Origin of the sequence: Catenulispora sp. GAS73 (assembly GCF_041262085.1) — a bacterium.
Taxonomy (GTDB): Bacteria; Actinomycetota; Actinomycetes; order Streptomycetales; family Catenulisporaceae; genus Catenulispora.
The window spans coordinates 52,955-66,546 of record NZ_JBGCCM010000015.1; the positions used below are offsets into that span (position 1 = coordinate 52,955).

15 protein-coding genes are annotated in these 13,592 nt (G+C 70.9%); 2 read left to right on the plus strand and 13 right to left on the minus strand.

Annotated elements, in window-relative coordinates; translation table 11 throughout:
- Positions 1-59: 59 nt before the first annotated feature.
- Positions 60-1,259, plus strand: coding sequence for a DUF5667 domain-containing protein (locus tag ABH935_RS22915; RefSeq protein ID WP_370379970.1), 1,200 nt, complete (start codon positions 60-62; stop codon positions 1,257-1,259).
- Positions 1,260-1,352: 93 nt separating this feature from the next.
- On the opposite strand, the gene ABH935_RS22920 is transcribed toward ABH935_RS22915, so the two are convergent.
- The 13 genes from ABH935_RS22920 to ABH935_RS22980 form a co-directional block, all read right to left on the minus strand.
- Entirely contained in the window at positions 1,353-2,396 is a 1,044-nt protein-coding gene (locus tag ABH935_RS22920; RefSeq protein WP_370379971.1) for a hypothetical protein, read from the minus strand.
- Positions 2,393-2,749: a PadR family transcriptional regulator gene (locus ABH935_RS22925; protein ID WP_370379972.1), complete on the minus strand. Its 357-nt coding sequence runs from the start codon at positions 2,747-2,749 to the stop codon at positions 2,393-2,395. The genes ABH935_RS22920 and ABH935_RS22925 overlap by 4 nt, the downstream gene beginning before the upstream one ends.
- Positions 2,733-3,581 carry a hypothetical protein gene (locus ABH935_RS22930; protein WP_370379973.1) on the minus strand — a complete coding sequence of 283 codons (849 nt, stop codon included), beginning with the start codon at positions 3,579-3,581 and terminating at the stop codon, positions 2,733-2,735. The genes ABH935_RS22925 and ABH935_RS22930 overlap by 17 nt, the downstream gene beginning before the upstream one ends.
- Before the next feature lie 407 nt (positions 3,582-3,988).
- The gene (locus ABH935_RS22935; protein WP_370379974.1) at positions 3,989-4,666 is read right to left on the minus strand and encodes a Crp/Fnr family transcriptional regulator; all 678 of its coding nucleotides are present in this window, start codon (positions 4,664-4,666) and stop codon (positions 3,989-3,991) included.
- Between the two features lie 434 nt (positions 4,667-5,100).
- The gene (locus ABH935_RS22940; RefSeq protein WP_370379975.1) at positions 5,101-6,123 is read right to left on the minus strand and encodes a lysophospholipid acyltransferase family protein; all 1,023 of its coding nucleotides are present in this window, start codon (positions 6,121-6,123) and stop codon (positions 5,101-5,103) included.
- Position 6,124: 1 nt separating this feature from the next.
- Positions 6,125-7,111 (minus strand): NAD-dependent epimerase/dehydratase family protein, encoded by a 987-nt coding sequence (locus ABH935_RS22945; protein ID WP_370379976.1) that lies wholly within the window; start codon positions 7,109-7,111, stop codon positions 6,125-6,127.
- A 27-nt stretch (positions 7,112-7,138) separates the two neighbouring features.
- Positions 7,139-7,240 carry a 30S ribosomal protein bS22 gene (locus ABH935_RS22950; RefSeq protein WP_015796886.1) on the minus strand — a complete coding sequence of 34 codons (102 nt, stop codon included), beginning with the start codon at positions 7,238-7,240 and terminating at the stop codon, positions 7,139-7,141.
- Between the two features lie 160 nt (positions 7,241-7,400).
- Positions 7,401-7,625: a helix-turn-helix domain-containing protein gene (locus ABH935_RS22955; protein ID WP_194918946.1), complete on the minus strand. Its 225-nt coding sequence runs from the start codon at positions 7,623-7,625 to the stop codon at positions 7,401-7,403.
- A gap of 245 nt (positions 7,626-7,870) precedes the next feature.
- Entirely contained in the window at positions 7,871-8,695 is an 825-nt protein-coding gene (locus tag ABH935_RS22960; protein WP_370379977.1) for a phosphatase, read from the minus strand.
- 68 nt (positions 8,696-8,763) lie between these two features.
- Positions 8,764-9,948 (minus strand): ABC transporter permease, encoded by a 1,185-nt coding sequence (locus tag ABH935_RS22965; RefSeq protein WP_370379978.1) that lies wholly within the window; start codon positions 9,946-9,948, stop codon positions 8,764-8,766.
- Positions 9,945-10,631: an ABC transporter ATP-binding protein gene (locus ABH935_RS22970; protein WP_370379979.1), complete on the minus strand. Its 687-nt coding sequence runs from the start codon at positions 10,629-10,631 to the stop codon at positions 9,945-9,947. Before ABH935_RS22970 ends, ABH935_RS22965 begins: the two co-directional genes overlap by 4 nt.
- 2 nt (positions 10,632-10,633) lie before the next feature.
- Positions 10,634-12,025 (minus strand): efflux RND transporter periplasmic adaptor subunit, encoded by a 1,392-nt coding sequence (locus ABH935_RS22975; protein ID WP_370379980.1) that lies wholly within the window; start codon positions 12,023-12,025, stop codon positions 10,634-10,636.
- Entirely contained in the window at positions 12,022-13,260 is a 1,239-nt protein-coding gene (locus ABH935_RS22980; protein WP_370379981.1) for an MFS transporter, read from the minus strand. The genes ABH935_RS22975 and ABH935_RS22980 overlap by 4 nt, the downstream gene beginning before the upstream one ends.
- Before the next feature lie 71 nt (positions 13,261-13,331).
- On the opposite strand from ABH935_RS22980, the gene ABH935_RS22985 reads away from it, so the two are divergent.
- Positions 13,332-13,583, plus strand: a complete 252-nt coding sequence (locus tag ABH935_RS22985) for a hypothetical protein (protein ID WP_370349428.1) — start codon at positions 13,332-13,334, stop codon at positions 13,581-13,583.
- Positions 13,584-13,592 lie beyond the last annotated feature (9 nt).

A 13,592-nucleotide genomic window follows, 5' to 3' on the forward strand; every position in this document is an offset into this window, starting at 1 on the left:
CTGGGCGGCGGTGGGCGACGGGTGGGGCTTCCCTGCGTACGGGACAGGAAGGAAGACACATGGCCGCAGCATTCGGCGAGCGCCAGCGGGCCGAGCAGTTCGCCAGGCTGCTCGACGGCCTCGACGGCTCGCGGGACGGCGGCTCGGGTGTCGCCACGTTGATCCCGCCGCAGAAGGGCGACCCGGAGCTCACGGCGATGCTGCGGGTGGTCGAGAGCGTCATCGACGAGGGCCGGTTCCACGCCCCGACGCCGCGGCCGGAGTTCCGGGAGCAGCTCGGAGCCCGTCTGCACCGTGACTTCCTGGTGCTGTTCAACGCGGACGTGGACGGCGGTCCGGGCGACGGCGACGTGCTGGCCCGGGGCCGGGGGCCGTGGCGGCGGCGGCTGATCGGCGGCGGGGTCGCGGTCGGTGTGCTGTCCGGGGGCCTCGGCGGGGTGGCATGGGCGGCGTCCAGCGCGCTGCCGGGCGACCCGCTCTACGGCGTCAAGCGCAGCCTGGAGAACATGCGGGTCTCGGTCTCCGGGTCCGACCTGGAGCGCGGCGAGCAGTACCTCGGGCAGGCCAAGACCCGCCTGGAGGAGATCCACAAGCTGCTGGGTCGGCACGACTCGAACGTGGACGGCTCCGACACCAGCAAGCTCATCGCCGAGACCACGGACAACCTGTACAAGGACGTGGACAGCGCCGGCCAACTGCTCGCGCCGCTGGCCGAGTCCGGCAACGCCGAGGCGCTGGCCAACCTGCAGAGCTTCCTGGACACCTACGAGCCGCAGGTCCAGGACCTGGAGACCCTGCTGGCCCCGGACACCCAGGACGAGGCGCGCCGCCTGGTGGCGCTGATGGACGGGCTGCACTCCCGGCTGGCGGTCGCGAAGGCGAACCTGGACAAGCAGCGCGCGGCCGAGCAGCACCCGACCAGCGCGGACACCACCTCGCGCCGCGGGAGCCTGCCGGCCACCCCGACGCCGACCGGCACGCCGTCGTCCTCGCACGCCGCGCCGGGCCCGCACACCCCGAGCTCCGGCGGCCCGACCGGCACCGACCCCGGCGGCCCCACCACCGCGCCGAGCGGCACCCCGTCCAGCGACCCGTCAAGCGTGCACCTGCAGGTCCCGATCGGCTCCACCGACACCACGGTCACGGTGCCGCCGCTGATCAGCGGGCTCCCGCCGATCGGGATCACGCTCGGGAACACGGCACCGGCCACCGGGCCGACGACCGGCGGGCCGCCGAACACGGACCCGAACCCGAACTAGACGATTGATTTCGGGGGTTCGGCGAGGACTGTGCCGGAGGGGCCGGGCGCGCATCGCACCCGGCCCCTCCGGCCCCCCGTTCTTCCGCGACGGTCAGCCGATCGGAACCGGCGGCCGCCCGCGCCGCGCGGCGAGCCGATCCCTGACCACGGCCACACCCGCGACCAGGACCAGCGCGGCGGCGAGGAACGACAACGGCACCAGGTTGGAGCCTTCGTAGTCCGGGTGCACCGCGGCCCGCACCAGAACCGGTCCGAGCGCCGCGACCGCGACCACCGCGAGCGCCACCGGCCACACCACCGAGCGGCGGGCCACGACGCCCACGGCGACCACCGCAGCCGCGGCCATGGCCAGCGCGTGGGTGTCGTCGGTGGCGCCCCAGGCCTGTAGTGCCATGACGGCCTTGAGCTCAGGTCCGGAATGCAGCTTGAACGCCCAGTAGGCGCTGCCGAGCACGGCCGCGAAGGCGACGGAACCCGCCAACCGCGCCGGCCTGGCGTGGACGCCGCGGACCGCGAACAGCGCGGCGGTAACGACGCCGGCCAGCACCGTCTCCTCGCGCAGGATCGTCACAGTGTCGACGGTCAGGTAGGCCGACACCAGGAACAGCGCGAGAGCCGAAACCCGGGCCACCTGCCACCAGCCGAGGGCGAGCAGCGCCAGGACGAGCAGCCAGCCCGCCGGGACCGCCGAGCGCCAGATGGTTCTTTCCAGGGCGAGGTTGTAGGGGTGCCCGTCAGCGATCTTCCATGCGAAGGGGTGCCAATACGTCCAGACCACCAGGCCGGGGGGCCGCATCAGGTTCCCCATCAGCTGGGCCAGCGAGATGGCGCCGATGAACGCCAGCAGCATGCTCCCGGCGATCCCCACGGCTCGCGCCATCGCGCCGGCCCGGGTGTCCACGAGGACCCCGCCCGACTCGCCTCCCATTCGGACCCGCATGCCGAGCCGCGCCAGGCTCAACGTCTCCCGGACCTCCGGCCACCGGCGCCCCTGCGCGGAGGTCTCCATCAGCACGCTGAGGAGTTCCTCTGCGCGCGCCTCCCTATAGCGCTTCGGCAGTATGCACAGAAGCCTTCTATAGCGCCGCTCCAGCCCTTCGCCGTGTTCGCTCTGGTCTTCCTGCTCGCCGCTCATGCCGTCCCTCCCAGGGACGCACGGGGCGCCCCCCGCTTCTTCAGCCGTTCGAGCGCCACCGCAGCCTGCCGGGCGATCCGCTCCGCGTCCTCGGCGAGCACCTGCGCACCGGCGTCGGTGAGGCGGTAGTAGCGCCGCAGGCGCCCGGAGACCGTCTCCTCGCGGTCCAGGACCAGCAGGCCCTCGCCGGACAGCCGGTCCAGGGCGCCGTAGAGCGTGCCCACGCGCAACCTGGTCCGGCCGTCCGACAAGCGGCCCACTTCCTGGATGATCCCGTAGCCGTGCAGGGGTCCGTCGACGAGCGCGGTGAGGATCTGGAACGTCTGCTCCGTCCGGCTACTCGATGAACTCATGGTCGATATATATCGGCTGTCGAACTATCGGGGCAAGCCCCGCCGCCAGTCCGGCCGCCCCGCCGACCAGGACCACGGTGCGCACCCCGAGCCCGGCCAGCTCGTCCAGCAGCGAGGCCTCGTCGGCGAGCAGGACCGCCACCGGTCCCTCATCGCCGCGTCCGATCCCGCTCCCGAGTCCGCCTCCGTTCCCGAGCCCGTTCCCGAGACCGTCCCCGAGCCCGTTCTCCTCGTCCGGCTCCATCCCCGGCACCGACCGCGCCACCTGGCGCGGCACCGGCAGCACCGCACCGCCGGCGAACAACTGGATCCAGCCGGGCACGTCGGCGGACTTCACCTGCACCCGGACCCGCTCGAAGGCCGCGGCGTCCAGGCCGCCGTAGCCGTGGCGCAGCACTCCGTCGTGCACGCCCTCGGACACGACCAGCCCCACGGCCGCCGCGCTGTGCTCCATCGCCTCGCGCAGCGGCCGGGCGTCGACCAGGCGGAAGGCCAGGTTGACGTCGTACCCGGCGTAGCCGTGCGCGTCGTGGTGCACCTCTCCGGCGTGCACCGCCACGCGCAGCCGGAACCGCTGGCGCGTGCTGCGCCCGGTGTTGCCGCGCTCCAGCAACTCGGCCAGCCGCGCCGGCATCGGGCCGAGCAGCAGGACCTTGGAGACCTCGGCGGAGACGAAGATGAGCACGCCGTCGCCGCGGTCCTCCCGGACGGTCTGCCGCCACGGGATTCCGGAATCCTCGAATGCGTCGCGCAGCGTGTCGTAAAGCGCGGCGCGAATAGCCAACTGATCGACGTTGTCCCTGTCCGGCCGCGTGAACGAGACCACGTCCACGACGACGATCGACCGGTGGGTGGGGAGATTGGTGACGGCTTGGGGAAGTGGTTGGTGGCTGATCGGTTGCGCATACCGCCCGTGGAAGCTGCGCGGCGTCCTACCAGCGCGACTACGCGGTTCCAGCGACGGATTCATGAGAACAGGCCCTTGATGACGACCCTCCGTGCCCCCCGACATGTATCGCAAGATACTCCGATGCGCAAGATCTCCGCACCCGTGTTTTCACTAGTGCGGAAACGGATCCGTTCGGAAATAAAGCTATCGGTCGGCACTGACAAACTCGGGCTTCCCAGGACCCGCACATGCCGTTTCACGAAGTCACAAGTACGCGCTGCGAACTGTGGCCGAGGGGTATGAGAGGCGGACGTCGCCGCGGATGCCCGCTGAGCGTTGCTGGATAGTTATCAGTCAGCGACTCGACCGTTTTGTGCGACCACGCCCAGCGCTTTTTCGTCGAGCACGATGATGCGCTGCCGGGCGCTGCGGATGACGCCGGCTTCCCGGAGCGTGCGCAGCGAGCGCGCGAGGGCCGGCACGCTGACGCCGGCCCAGCAAGCTATCTCCTCCTGGGTGAACACCGGCCGGTCCAGACCGCTGCCGGCGTAGGAGTGGATCTCCAGGAGCTTGTCGGCGACCGCGCCGAGGGCCACGGAGCCGTGCAGCTGGGTGCGATGCCGGTCGGCGTCGTGGAGCCGGTCTGCGAGGACGCGGAAGAGCGCCCGGGCGATGGAGGGGGTGCGCTCGGCGAGGTCGATGAAGGCCTCCCCGCTCATCCCGCGCGCCTCGACGGTGCTGCGGGCTCTGACGGTGGCGCTGCGCGGCCGCTCGGACAGGCTGGCCAGCTCCCCCACCACGTCCCCGGGGCCGCGGACCGCGAGGATCCGGGTGGCTCCGACGGTGCTGTGCTGGATCACCGAAACCCACCCGGACTGGATGAAGAACACGCGGTGCGTGTCCTCCCCCTCGCCGGTCAGCGAGTCACCGGTCCGGAACACCTGGTAGACGGTCCGTGCCCGGATCTCCTCGGCTGCCATAGCGTCGAGGAGATCCCAGAACCTGCAGCCGTCTTCGTCGCGCGCCATTCCCCGCAAACTAGCCGAGCCCGGCCCGTAGGCAAAGCTCGGCCTGAGGAATGGCGCGTCCGACGAGCACAAATTGTGCCCCCGTGACCCCGTGTACCCCCCCGGCATCCCCCACGGATCCCGAGTCCCCGTATCCCCCGTGTCCCCCCGGCCGCGCCCGCAGCTCCCCCCGGACTCCCCCCTCCGCAGGCGCGACGCCGACTATCCTCGGCTTTTCCCTGAGGGGAAACCACGTCATCTGATAGGGACACGCGGAGGGAAGAGGTGTGGCTGTGCTCACACGCGGGGGCCGAAAACCCCGATGACGACGGATTGGCGGGATAGCCGGAGAATGGCCATATTCCGCACTCGGGCAATGGCGCAGAAGGCTCTCTGAGAGAGCCTTCGCGCCGCGCCGGAGGGGTGGGTGGACACCGATTTAGAAGAACGCCGATTTAGAAGAACACAGACCGCCGCTGCAGAAGCAGCCGGTACAACGTGTCCTGAATCGTCTCCCGCACCTGGTCGGTCAGGTCGAAGACGAGCATCGGGTCGTCGGCCGCGCCCGGGTCGTAGCCGCTGGTGGGGATCGGCTCGCCGAAGGCGATGTGCCACTTCGTGGGCAGCGGGACCAGGCCGAGCGGGCCGAGCAGCGGGAAGGTCGGGGTGATCGGGAAGTACGGCAGCCCGATCAGGCGCGCCAGCGGCTTCAGGTCGGCGATCTTGGGATAGATCTCCTCGGCGCCGACGATGGAGACCGGGATGATCGGGACGCCGGTGCGCAGCGCGGCGGAGACGAAGCCGCCGCGGCCGAAGCGCTGGAGCCGGTAGCGCTGGGAGAAGGGCTTGCCGACGCCCTTGAAGCCCTCGGGGAACACCGCCACGACCTCGCCGCCGCGCAGCAGGCGCTCGGCGTCGGGGTTGCAGGCCAGGGTGTGGCCCATCTTGCGGGACAGCTCGCCGACGAACGGCAGCGTGAAGACCAGGTCGGCGGCCAGCATGCGCAGGTGGCGGCCGGCCGGGTGGTGGTCCAGGAGCGCCACCTGCGTCATCAGCGCGTCCACCGGGACCGTGCCGGAGTGGTTGGCCACTATCAGGGCGCCGCCCTCGGCCGGGACGTTCTCGATGCCGGAGACCTCGACGCGGAAGTACTTGTCGTAGAGCGGGCGCAGGACGCCCATCAGGACGTTGTCATTGAGGTCCGGGTCGAAGCCGAACTCGTCGACCTCGTACTCGCCGGTGATCCGGCGGCGCAGGAAGGCCAGGGCGCCGGCGGCCTTGTCCTCCCAGCCACCGCGCGAAGCGGCCTGCGGGGCGCGCTCGGGCTCGTCCTCGTCCTCGGCCTTGGCGTCGGTGTCGGCGTCGGTCTCGTCCGCAGCTTTGGTCTCGCCGTCGGCCTCGGTCTCCTCCGCCGCCGTGGCCTCGTCCGCCGCTTCCGCCGCTTCGGTCCCGTCCGCCACTCGGGCTTCGTCCGCCACCTCAGTACCCCTTCGTCCAGCCGGGCACGATCGGCTTGAGCCCGACCGCCTCGGCGTGCGCCCGCAGCGCCTCGGCCGTGGTGTGCCCCGGCTCCCAGCCCAGGCGGGCCCGCACCCGCGCGGTGTCCAGGACCCGGCCATAGCGCACCATGGCCACCTGGTCGGGGGTGAAGTCGACGATCCCGGCCCGGCGGATCAGGCTGCCGAAGAAGCCGGCGCCGAAGGACAGCACCGGGAACGTCGGGCGGCCCAGGCGGCGGGTGATCTGGGACAGCGGCATGGCGCCGTCGCCGGCCACGTTGTAGGTGCCCGGGTGGCCGCCCAGCGTGGCCAGCACCAGGGCCCGCACCGCGTCGTCGATGTGCACGAACTGCAGGCGCGGGTCGTAGCCCAGCACCGTGGGCACCACGGGCAGGGTGAGGTAGTCCAGCAGCGGGGAGCCCACGCCGGGACCGGCGAACGGCGCGAAGCGCAACACGGACACCGCCACGTCGGGGCGGCGCCTGGCGAACCCGCGGACGTACCCCTCGGCCTCCGCCACGTCCTTGCCGTAGCCGGACGTCGGCGGCCGGTGCGGGGGCGTGTCCTCGGCGAACAGGGCCGGGTCCCGGGGCGCGCAGCCGTAGACCGCGCCGCTGGACTTGACGACCAGCCGCTTGAGCCCGGGCGCCTTGGAGGCGGCGGCCAGCAGTTGCATGGTCCCGATGACGTTGCGTTCCTTCATCGCCGCCCGGCCGCCGGCACGCGAGGGCCGGGGCTCCAGGCCCAGGTGGACCACCGTGTCGGGGTCCGTGTCCGCGATGAGGCGGGCGATCGCGGGGGAGCCGGAGGCGTCGGCCCCGTCGGCCCCGGCGACGAACCGGACGCGTCCGGTCTCACGCAGGGCTTCGACGACGGACAGGCCCAGCCGGCCGTCCGCACCGATCACGAGCACGCGGCGGCTGCCGGACGTCCTGCCGTCCGTCCGAGTCCGACCCGCACCGGTCATGCCGCGGCCAACCCCCCGACGCGCCGGCTACTTCTTCTTGTTACGACGCTGGATACGCGTCTTCTTGAGCAGCTTGCGGTGCTTCTTCTTGGCCATACGCTTACGGCGCTTCTTGATGACTGAGCCCACTCGGGTGCCCTCGCTCACTTCTGACGGGATTCGCGACTGGCCAAGAGTACCTGGTCGTCCGGCCCCGCCACCAAACGCCCGTCGGCGCCGGGTCCGGCCGGACCGCGGCGAGCCGCGACCGGTCGCCCTCGCGAGCCGCCGGGTGGAAGGTTTCGGGAGGCTAAAGGGTCTCCGCCACGTAGGCGTCGCGCAGGTACTCCTGCACGGCTTGTTCGGGGACCCGGAAGGAGCGGCCCACGCGGACCGCGGGCAGTTCCCCGCTGTGTACCAGGCGGTACACGGTCATCTTGGACACCCGCATGACCTGGGCGACTTCGGCGACCGTGAGGAACTTGACCTCGGAGAGCCGCGCGGCGTCGCCGCCCGTGCGAGCGCTCCCGTGCATGTCGGATATCTCAGAAGCCATGTTATGAGGATAGGGGTGGATGATACATATGGGGAAGAGGATGCGGCATTCGTGTGATTTGCGGACTGTTACACCTGGGGTCGCCCGCTTACCCGCTGGGGCGCGCCGCACACGCGCCGGCCGGCTCCGCCCTGGCGCGGCGGGCGCGAGCACAGCCCGAGCACACGCCGAGCACAGCCCGAGCCCAGCCTTGCTCAATACGCTGAGCCGGCGATACCGCAGCGCTACGCCCCGTACCAGCCCGTCGCGCCGGCGAGCCCGGCCCGCGCGAGTACGTACCGTGACATCGGCGTGTAGTGCCGCGGCGCGATCCCGTCGTCCAGCGGCACCGCCACCTGCACCACGCCCTCGGCCTCGCCGACGAACAGCGCCGGGTCGTTGGAGTCGGCGAACCCGATCGCGTCGATCCCGGCCTGCCCCGCGCCGCCGCACCACCCGTGGTCGGCGACCACCAGGTCCGGCAGCGGCTCGCCGTCGCCGGCCAGCGAGGCCAGCGCGGCGCGGATGGGACGCGCGGAGTGCGTGTGCACCAGGGAACCGCCCTCGGCGGTCACCCCCACCCCGCCGAAGTAGGCGATCGACCTGCGCTTGCGCCCGACCTGCGCCGAGGCCTGATACGACCACCCGGCGCCGGCCTCTATCACCTCGCACCCGGCCTCGCGCAGCCCGGCGGCGAACGCCAGGTGCACGGCCAGCAGGGTGCTGGGATGCCCGGTGGCGAGCAGGACGCGCTGGCGGAGCTCGCGCGCCTGCCCGAGCCGGTCGGCGAACCGGTCCAGGGCGTCGAGGGTGAGGTCGACGTCGATGTGGTCCTGCCCGGACCGGTACTTCGGGTCCGCCGACACCCCGGCGCGGTCGGCCATCAGCTTCACGACGTCCCCCTGCGTCCACACGCGCTCGGGCTCCAGCCCGAACAGGTGATAGGGGTCCCGCTCGGCGAACATCGCGTACTTCCGGAGGTTGTCCTCACGCGGCGTGGCCACGGCGCCCGCGATGCGGTGCGTCAGCAGGTGGTCGCGGAGTTCGTCGCGAGTGGGTGCGGCGGTCATGAGGAGAAGGTAACCCGCGTATGCATACCAGCGCTGCTCCTTGTGCCTACATCACATGTACCCGACACCTATTCGGTCCGCAGAGCCACCACCGGATCGAGCTTTCCGGCCCGTCGCGCGGGCATCACGCCGAAGAACACCCCCACCGCGGCCGAGACCCCGAACGCGAGCACGATCGACCACCACGCCAGGACCGCGGGCAGCGGCGTGAAGGACGACAGGATGAAGGAGGCGCCGACCCCCAGCCCGATCCCGATGACGCCGCCGATGCTCGTCAGCATCACGGCCTCCAGCAGGAACTGCGCCAGGATGTCGCGCTGGCGAGCGCCGAGCGCCTTGCGCAGCCCGATCTCCTTGGTCCGCTCGCGCACCGAGACCAGCATGATGTTGGACACCCCGACCCCGCCGACCAGCAGCGAGATGCCGGCGATCGCGGCGAGCACCAGGGTGAGCAGCGAGAGGATCTTGCCGATGGTGCCCAGGATCTGGGTCTGGGACACCGCGGTGAACTCGTCGCCCCGGTACTTCTGCTTCAGCGCGGCGACCATCTTGGCGCCGGTGGAGTCCACGTCGCCGGGGCTGTCGGCCTTGGTGGCGAAGCCGGAGATGGTCTGCATGCCGAACAGCCGCTGCGCGGCGGTGACCGGGATGTGCACCTCGGTGTCCGGGCTCAGGCCGAAGGCGCCGCCCTTGGCCTGGAACAGCCCGATCACCCGGAACTCGACACCGCCCATGTCCACCTGCCGGCCGATCGGGTCGGCGCCGGGGAACAGCGCGTTCGCGGCGTCCGGGCCCAGGACGATCACCCGGCGCGCGGTGGCGATGTCGGCCTTGGAGACGTAGCGGCCCTCGGCGACCGGCCGGTCGAAGACGTCGACGACGTTCGCCGTGGTCCCCTGCACCGTCGCGTAGAACGTGTTGGTCCCGGCGCGCAGGTTCTCGGCCGAGGCCAGGGAGACGGCGACGGCGTCGGGCCGGCCGAGCACCCGGTTCAAGTAGTCGGCGTCGGAGAGCTGGAGCCGGGAGATGGCCGGGGTGGTGCCGAGCTGGAACTTGCCGGGCGCGACGAACACGATGTTCGAGCCCAGGCCCTCGACCTCGGAGGTGACCAGTTGCTTCGCGCCGCCGCCGATCGCGACCAGCACGACCACCGCGGCCACGCCGATCACTACTCCGAGCATGGTCAGCAGGGAGCGCAGGCGGTTCGCGCGCAGCGCGTCGAAGGCGACGCGGAAGGATTCGCTGACTCTCACAGCAGCTCCGGTGCTTCTTCGATGAGGCCGTCCCGCACGCGGATGATCCGCCGGGCGCGCGCCGCGATGTCGGCCTCGTGGGTCACCAGGACGACGGCGACTCCGCGCTCCTTGTTGAGCCGTTCGAGGATCGCCATCACCTCGTCGCCGTTGACGGTGTCGAGGTTCCCTGTGGGTTCGTCCGCCAGAAGCACCGCGGGCTCCCCTACTAGCGCCCGCGCTATAGCGACGCGCTGCTGTTCTCCACCGGACATCTGCGTCGGCTTGTGTCCGACGCGATGCCCGAGGTTCACCGCCTCTAGCGCCTCTGCCGCGCGCCTTCTGCGTTCGGCTCTGCGTACTCCCCTATAGACGAGCGGCAGGGCGACGTTCTCCAGAGCCGTAGTACGCGCCAGGAGTTGGAACGACTGGAAGACGAATCCGATCGTCTGATTCCTGAGTTCGGCGAGCTCGCTGTCGTCCAGGGAGCTGACGTCGCGACCCCGGACCAGGAGCGTGCCCGAGGTCGGCCGGTCCAGGCAGCCGAGCAGGTGCATCAGCGTGGACTTCCCGGAGCCGGACGGGCCGATGATGGCCGCGTAGTCGCCCTCTTCGATGGTCAGGGAGACACCGCGCAGGGCGTCTACAGAAACGCCCTCCATGCGGTACGAGCGGGTGACCCCGACGGCTTCTATTTCAGCCATCGCTAGAGCTTCTGCCCGTCGTGGACCTTGTCGGCCCCCGAGGTCACGATCAGGTCCCCGGCGTTCAGACCCGCTGAGACCTCCACGGCGGTGTCGCCCTGCGCGCCGAGCCGGACCACGTGCCGGTGCGCGACGCCCGAGGTCACCAGCCACACGGTGTCCTGGTTGCCGTCGTGCACGATCGCCGCCGAGGGCACCGCGAGGACGTGCGGTTTGTTCGCCACCTTGAGGTCCGCGACCGCGCTCATCCCGGGACGCGGGACCGGGGCCGCGGAGCCGTCGCCGAGCGTGCCCGCGCCGAGGGAGAGCCGGACCCGGTAGGTGACGCCGCCCCGGCTGGAGGCCTGGCCCTGGCTGTCGATGGAGATGACGGTCGCCGGGTAGTCGCCGTCGGGGACGGCGTCCAGCTGCACGTCCGCGGTGATGCCCGGAGAGACCTGGAGGATGGAGGTCTCGTCGATCTGGGCGGTCACGGTCAGCGTCGAGGAGTCGGTGACGACGAGCAGCGGCGCTCCGGAGTCCACAGGGGAGCCCTGCGAGATCACCGTGTCGGCCCCTGAGCCGGTGCCTCCGCTGCCCCCTGATGCGGCCGATCCGAGACTGCCCCCTGCGGCGCCGGCCAGCGAACCAAGGCTCCCGCCGAGTTGCGACAACAGTGAGGAGACGTCCACTCCCGAAGCGGTTGCCCCGCCTACTCCGCTGCGCAGGGAGACGTCCCCGGATATAGAGGACTTAATAGTGAGGGAGTCGACTGTCTTCTGGGCTATAGCGACCGCGGCCTGTGTCTGCGTCCGCTGCGCATCACTGAGCGAACCGAGGACGTCCGACGCAGAGGCGAGTCCGTTGTTGAAGTTCGCGATAGTGGTCCGTACGTCCGAGGACGCTGTGGCGTATTGCGTGCGCGCGCTGGTGATCTGCTCCAGGATCGATGCCTTGATCGACGGATCCGCGATCTGGTTCGCTGTCGCCTGCGCGGCGTCGAAGGCCTTCTGGGCGTTGGCGTCGGCTTGGGACTCCGACTGGGAGAAGTCCAGGACACTGGTGCCGCCTGAGGAGTTCTTGCCTTGGGACGCGGCCTGCGCGTCCGCCGCCTTGGCCGCGGCCAACTGCGCCTGGGCGTCCGGCGAGTCGATCCGCAGGAGGGTCTGGCCGGCCTTCACGTGCTGGCCGTCGGAGACCATCAGCTGCGCTATGGAGCCGGCGGCCGTGGCGTCCACCGTGATCTGCGACTTCGGCGTCACGCTCGCCGGCGCCTCGACGACCTGCGTGACTTGTCCGTACGCCACCGGCGCCTTGGCGATCCCGGAGGGACCGCCGCTGCCGCAGGCGCTCAATCCGGCGACGAGTAGAGAACTGAGAACTAACCCCGCTATTACCGTGCCGCGTTTGGTCACGTCCCCAATGTAGGTACCGTTTCCGCGCCGCCCACGGCCGGGGTCTGGAGTCCGCCGGTGTGCACCGGCGCGCGCCTCGGGTCGAAAGCGTAGGCGAGCAGGACGATGACGGCGATCATCACCATCGGGACGGCCATGCCCTCCCGGTGGCTGACGCCCGCGCCCCACAGGCCGGTCACCAGTGGCGCGCCGAGCAGGAAGCCCAGGTAGTTGAAGACGTTGATGCGTGCGACGGCGACGCCGGACCCGGTCGGGTCGTTCGCGTAGGCGGCGGTGAACGCCACCGGCACCAGCGGGGACAGGCCGAAGCCGGCGATGAGGAAGCCGGCGAGCGCCATGTAGGGGCCCGAGGCGCCGACCACGATCGCGAACCCGGCCGCGCACACCACGGCACCGGCGCGCACCACCTTCACATTGCCGAACCGCTGGATCGCCAGGTCGCCGCGGAACCGGCCGAGCACCTGGCCCACGGTGTAGGCGCCGACGACGAGGCCGCCGAAGGTGTCGGAGGACTTCAGGCCCTTGGTCAGGTAATCGCTGCCGGCGGCGGTGACGCTGGACTCGCCGATGTAGGCGAGGGTCATGACCACGCAGAGCAGGATCATCGGGCGCCAGGGGATGTGCGGCAGCTTGCCGTCGGCGTCCTTGATGATGGTCTCGTCGCGCAGGTTCTTCAGCAGCATCGGGCCGGCGTAGAGGGTCGCGGCGACGCCGACGACGGCGGCGACCAGGTAGGTCAGGCTCAGGTGCCAGCCCGCGGCCGAGCCCAGGGCACCCCAGGCCGAGCCGACGATGGCGCCGGCCGCCCAGACGCCGAAGAACGCCAGGATGATCGACCGGCCGTAGCGCCGCTCCAGTCCGCAGGCCTGCATGTTCATCGTGGCGTCGGCGGCGCCGACGGCCAGGCCGAAGAGCATCAGGATCGGCATCGCCTGGTAGAGGTTCCTCGTATGCGGGACTATCACCAGTACGCCGATCACGGTCGGCTCGGCGATCCGCAGGACGGCGGCCGAGGTGGTCCAGCGCATCGCCAGGCCGGCCAGCACCGAGCCGACCCCGGCCAGGATCGGGACCAGGGCGAGCAGGATGGACAGCGTGCCGTCGGAGACGTGCAGCTGCTTCTGGATGACCGACACTTTCGAGGTGAGCAGCGAGAACGCGAAGCCCTGCACCCCGAAGAAGACGAAGGTCGCTATCCGGTTCCGGGTCAAAACGCCCGGCTCTACCTGCGGCATGCCCGCAGCGTAGGCGACGTGATCTTCGATGGGAAGGGGTTGCGTGGTCCAGGTGCGGGCACGGGTGTAACGTGCGGAAAGTGCCAGACGACGCGGTGATCGGATGCGTGGGCGTATTGCACGTCGGTACTCGCGGCCAACGGGGGCCCGGCGAGGCGGTGGTGAAGGTGCGAGGCGGCAGCGAGGCGTTCCTGGCCTGGTCGGAGCAGCCGCTGGCGAAGGGCACCCGGATCCTGGTCGTGGAGTCCCGCGGGGCGCGCGCCGTCGACGTGATCGCCTTCCCGGACGCCGAGGACCCGCTGGACGAACTGGACAGGCTGTGAACATCCATC

What these genes read in the sequence shown, in the direction of transcription:
- ABH935_RS22915 (WP_370379970.1), top strand. Translation starts at nt 60, where the DNA reads ATGGCCGCAGCATTCGGCGAGCGCCAGCGGGCCGAGCAGTTCGCCAGG.
- ABH935_RS22920 (WP_370379971.1), bottom strand. Translation starts at nt 2,396, where the DNA reads ATGAGCGGCGAGCAGGAAGACCAGAGCGAACACGGCGAAGGGCTGGAG.
- ABH935_RS22925 (WP_370379972.1), bottom strand. Translation starts at nt 2,749, where the DNA reads ATGAGTTCATCGAGTAGCCGGACGGAGCAGACGTTCCAGATCCTCACC.
- ABH935_RS22935 (WP_370379974.1), bottom strand. Translation starts at nt 4,666, where the DNA reads ATGGCGCGCGACGAAGACGGCTGCAGGTTCTGGGATCTCCTCGACGCT.
- ABH935_RS22945 (WP_370379976.1), bottom strand. Translation starts at nt 7,111, where the DNA reads ATGACCGGTGCGGGTCGGACTCGGACGGACGGCAGGACGTCCGGCAGC.
- ABH935_RS22955 (WP_194918946.1), bottom strand. Translation starts at nt 7,625, where the DNA reads ATGCACGGGAGCGCTCGCACGGGCGGCGACGCCGCGCGGCTCTCCGAG.
- ABH935_RS22960 (WP_370379977.1), bottom strand. Translation starts at nt 8,695, where the DNA reads ATGACCGCCGCACCCACTCGCGACGAACTCCGCGACCACCTGCTGACG.
- ABH935_RS22970 (WP_370379979.1), bottom strand. Translation starts at nt 10,631, where the DNA reads ATGGCTGAAATAGAAGCCGTCGGGGTCACCCGCTCGTACCGCATGGAG.
- ABH935_RS22980 (WP_370379981.1), bottom strand. Translation starts at nt 13,260, where the DNA reads ATGCCGCAGGTAGAGCCGGGCGTTTTGACCCGGAACCGGATAGCGACC.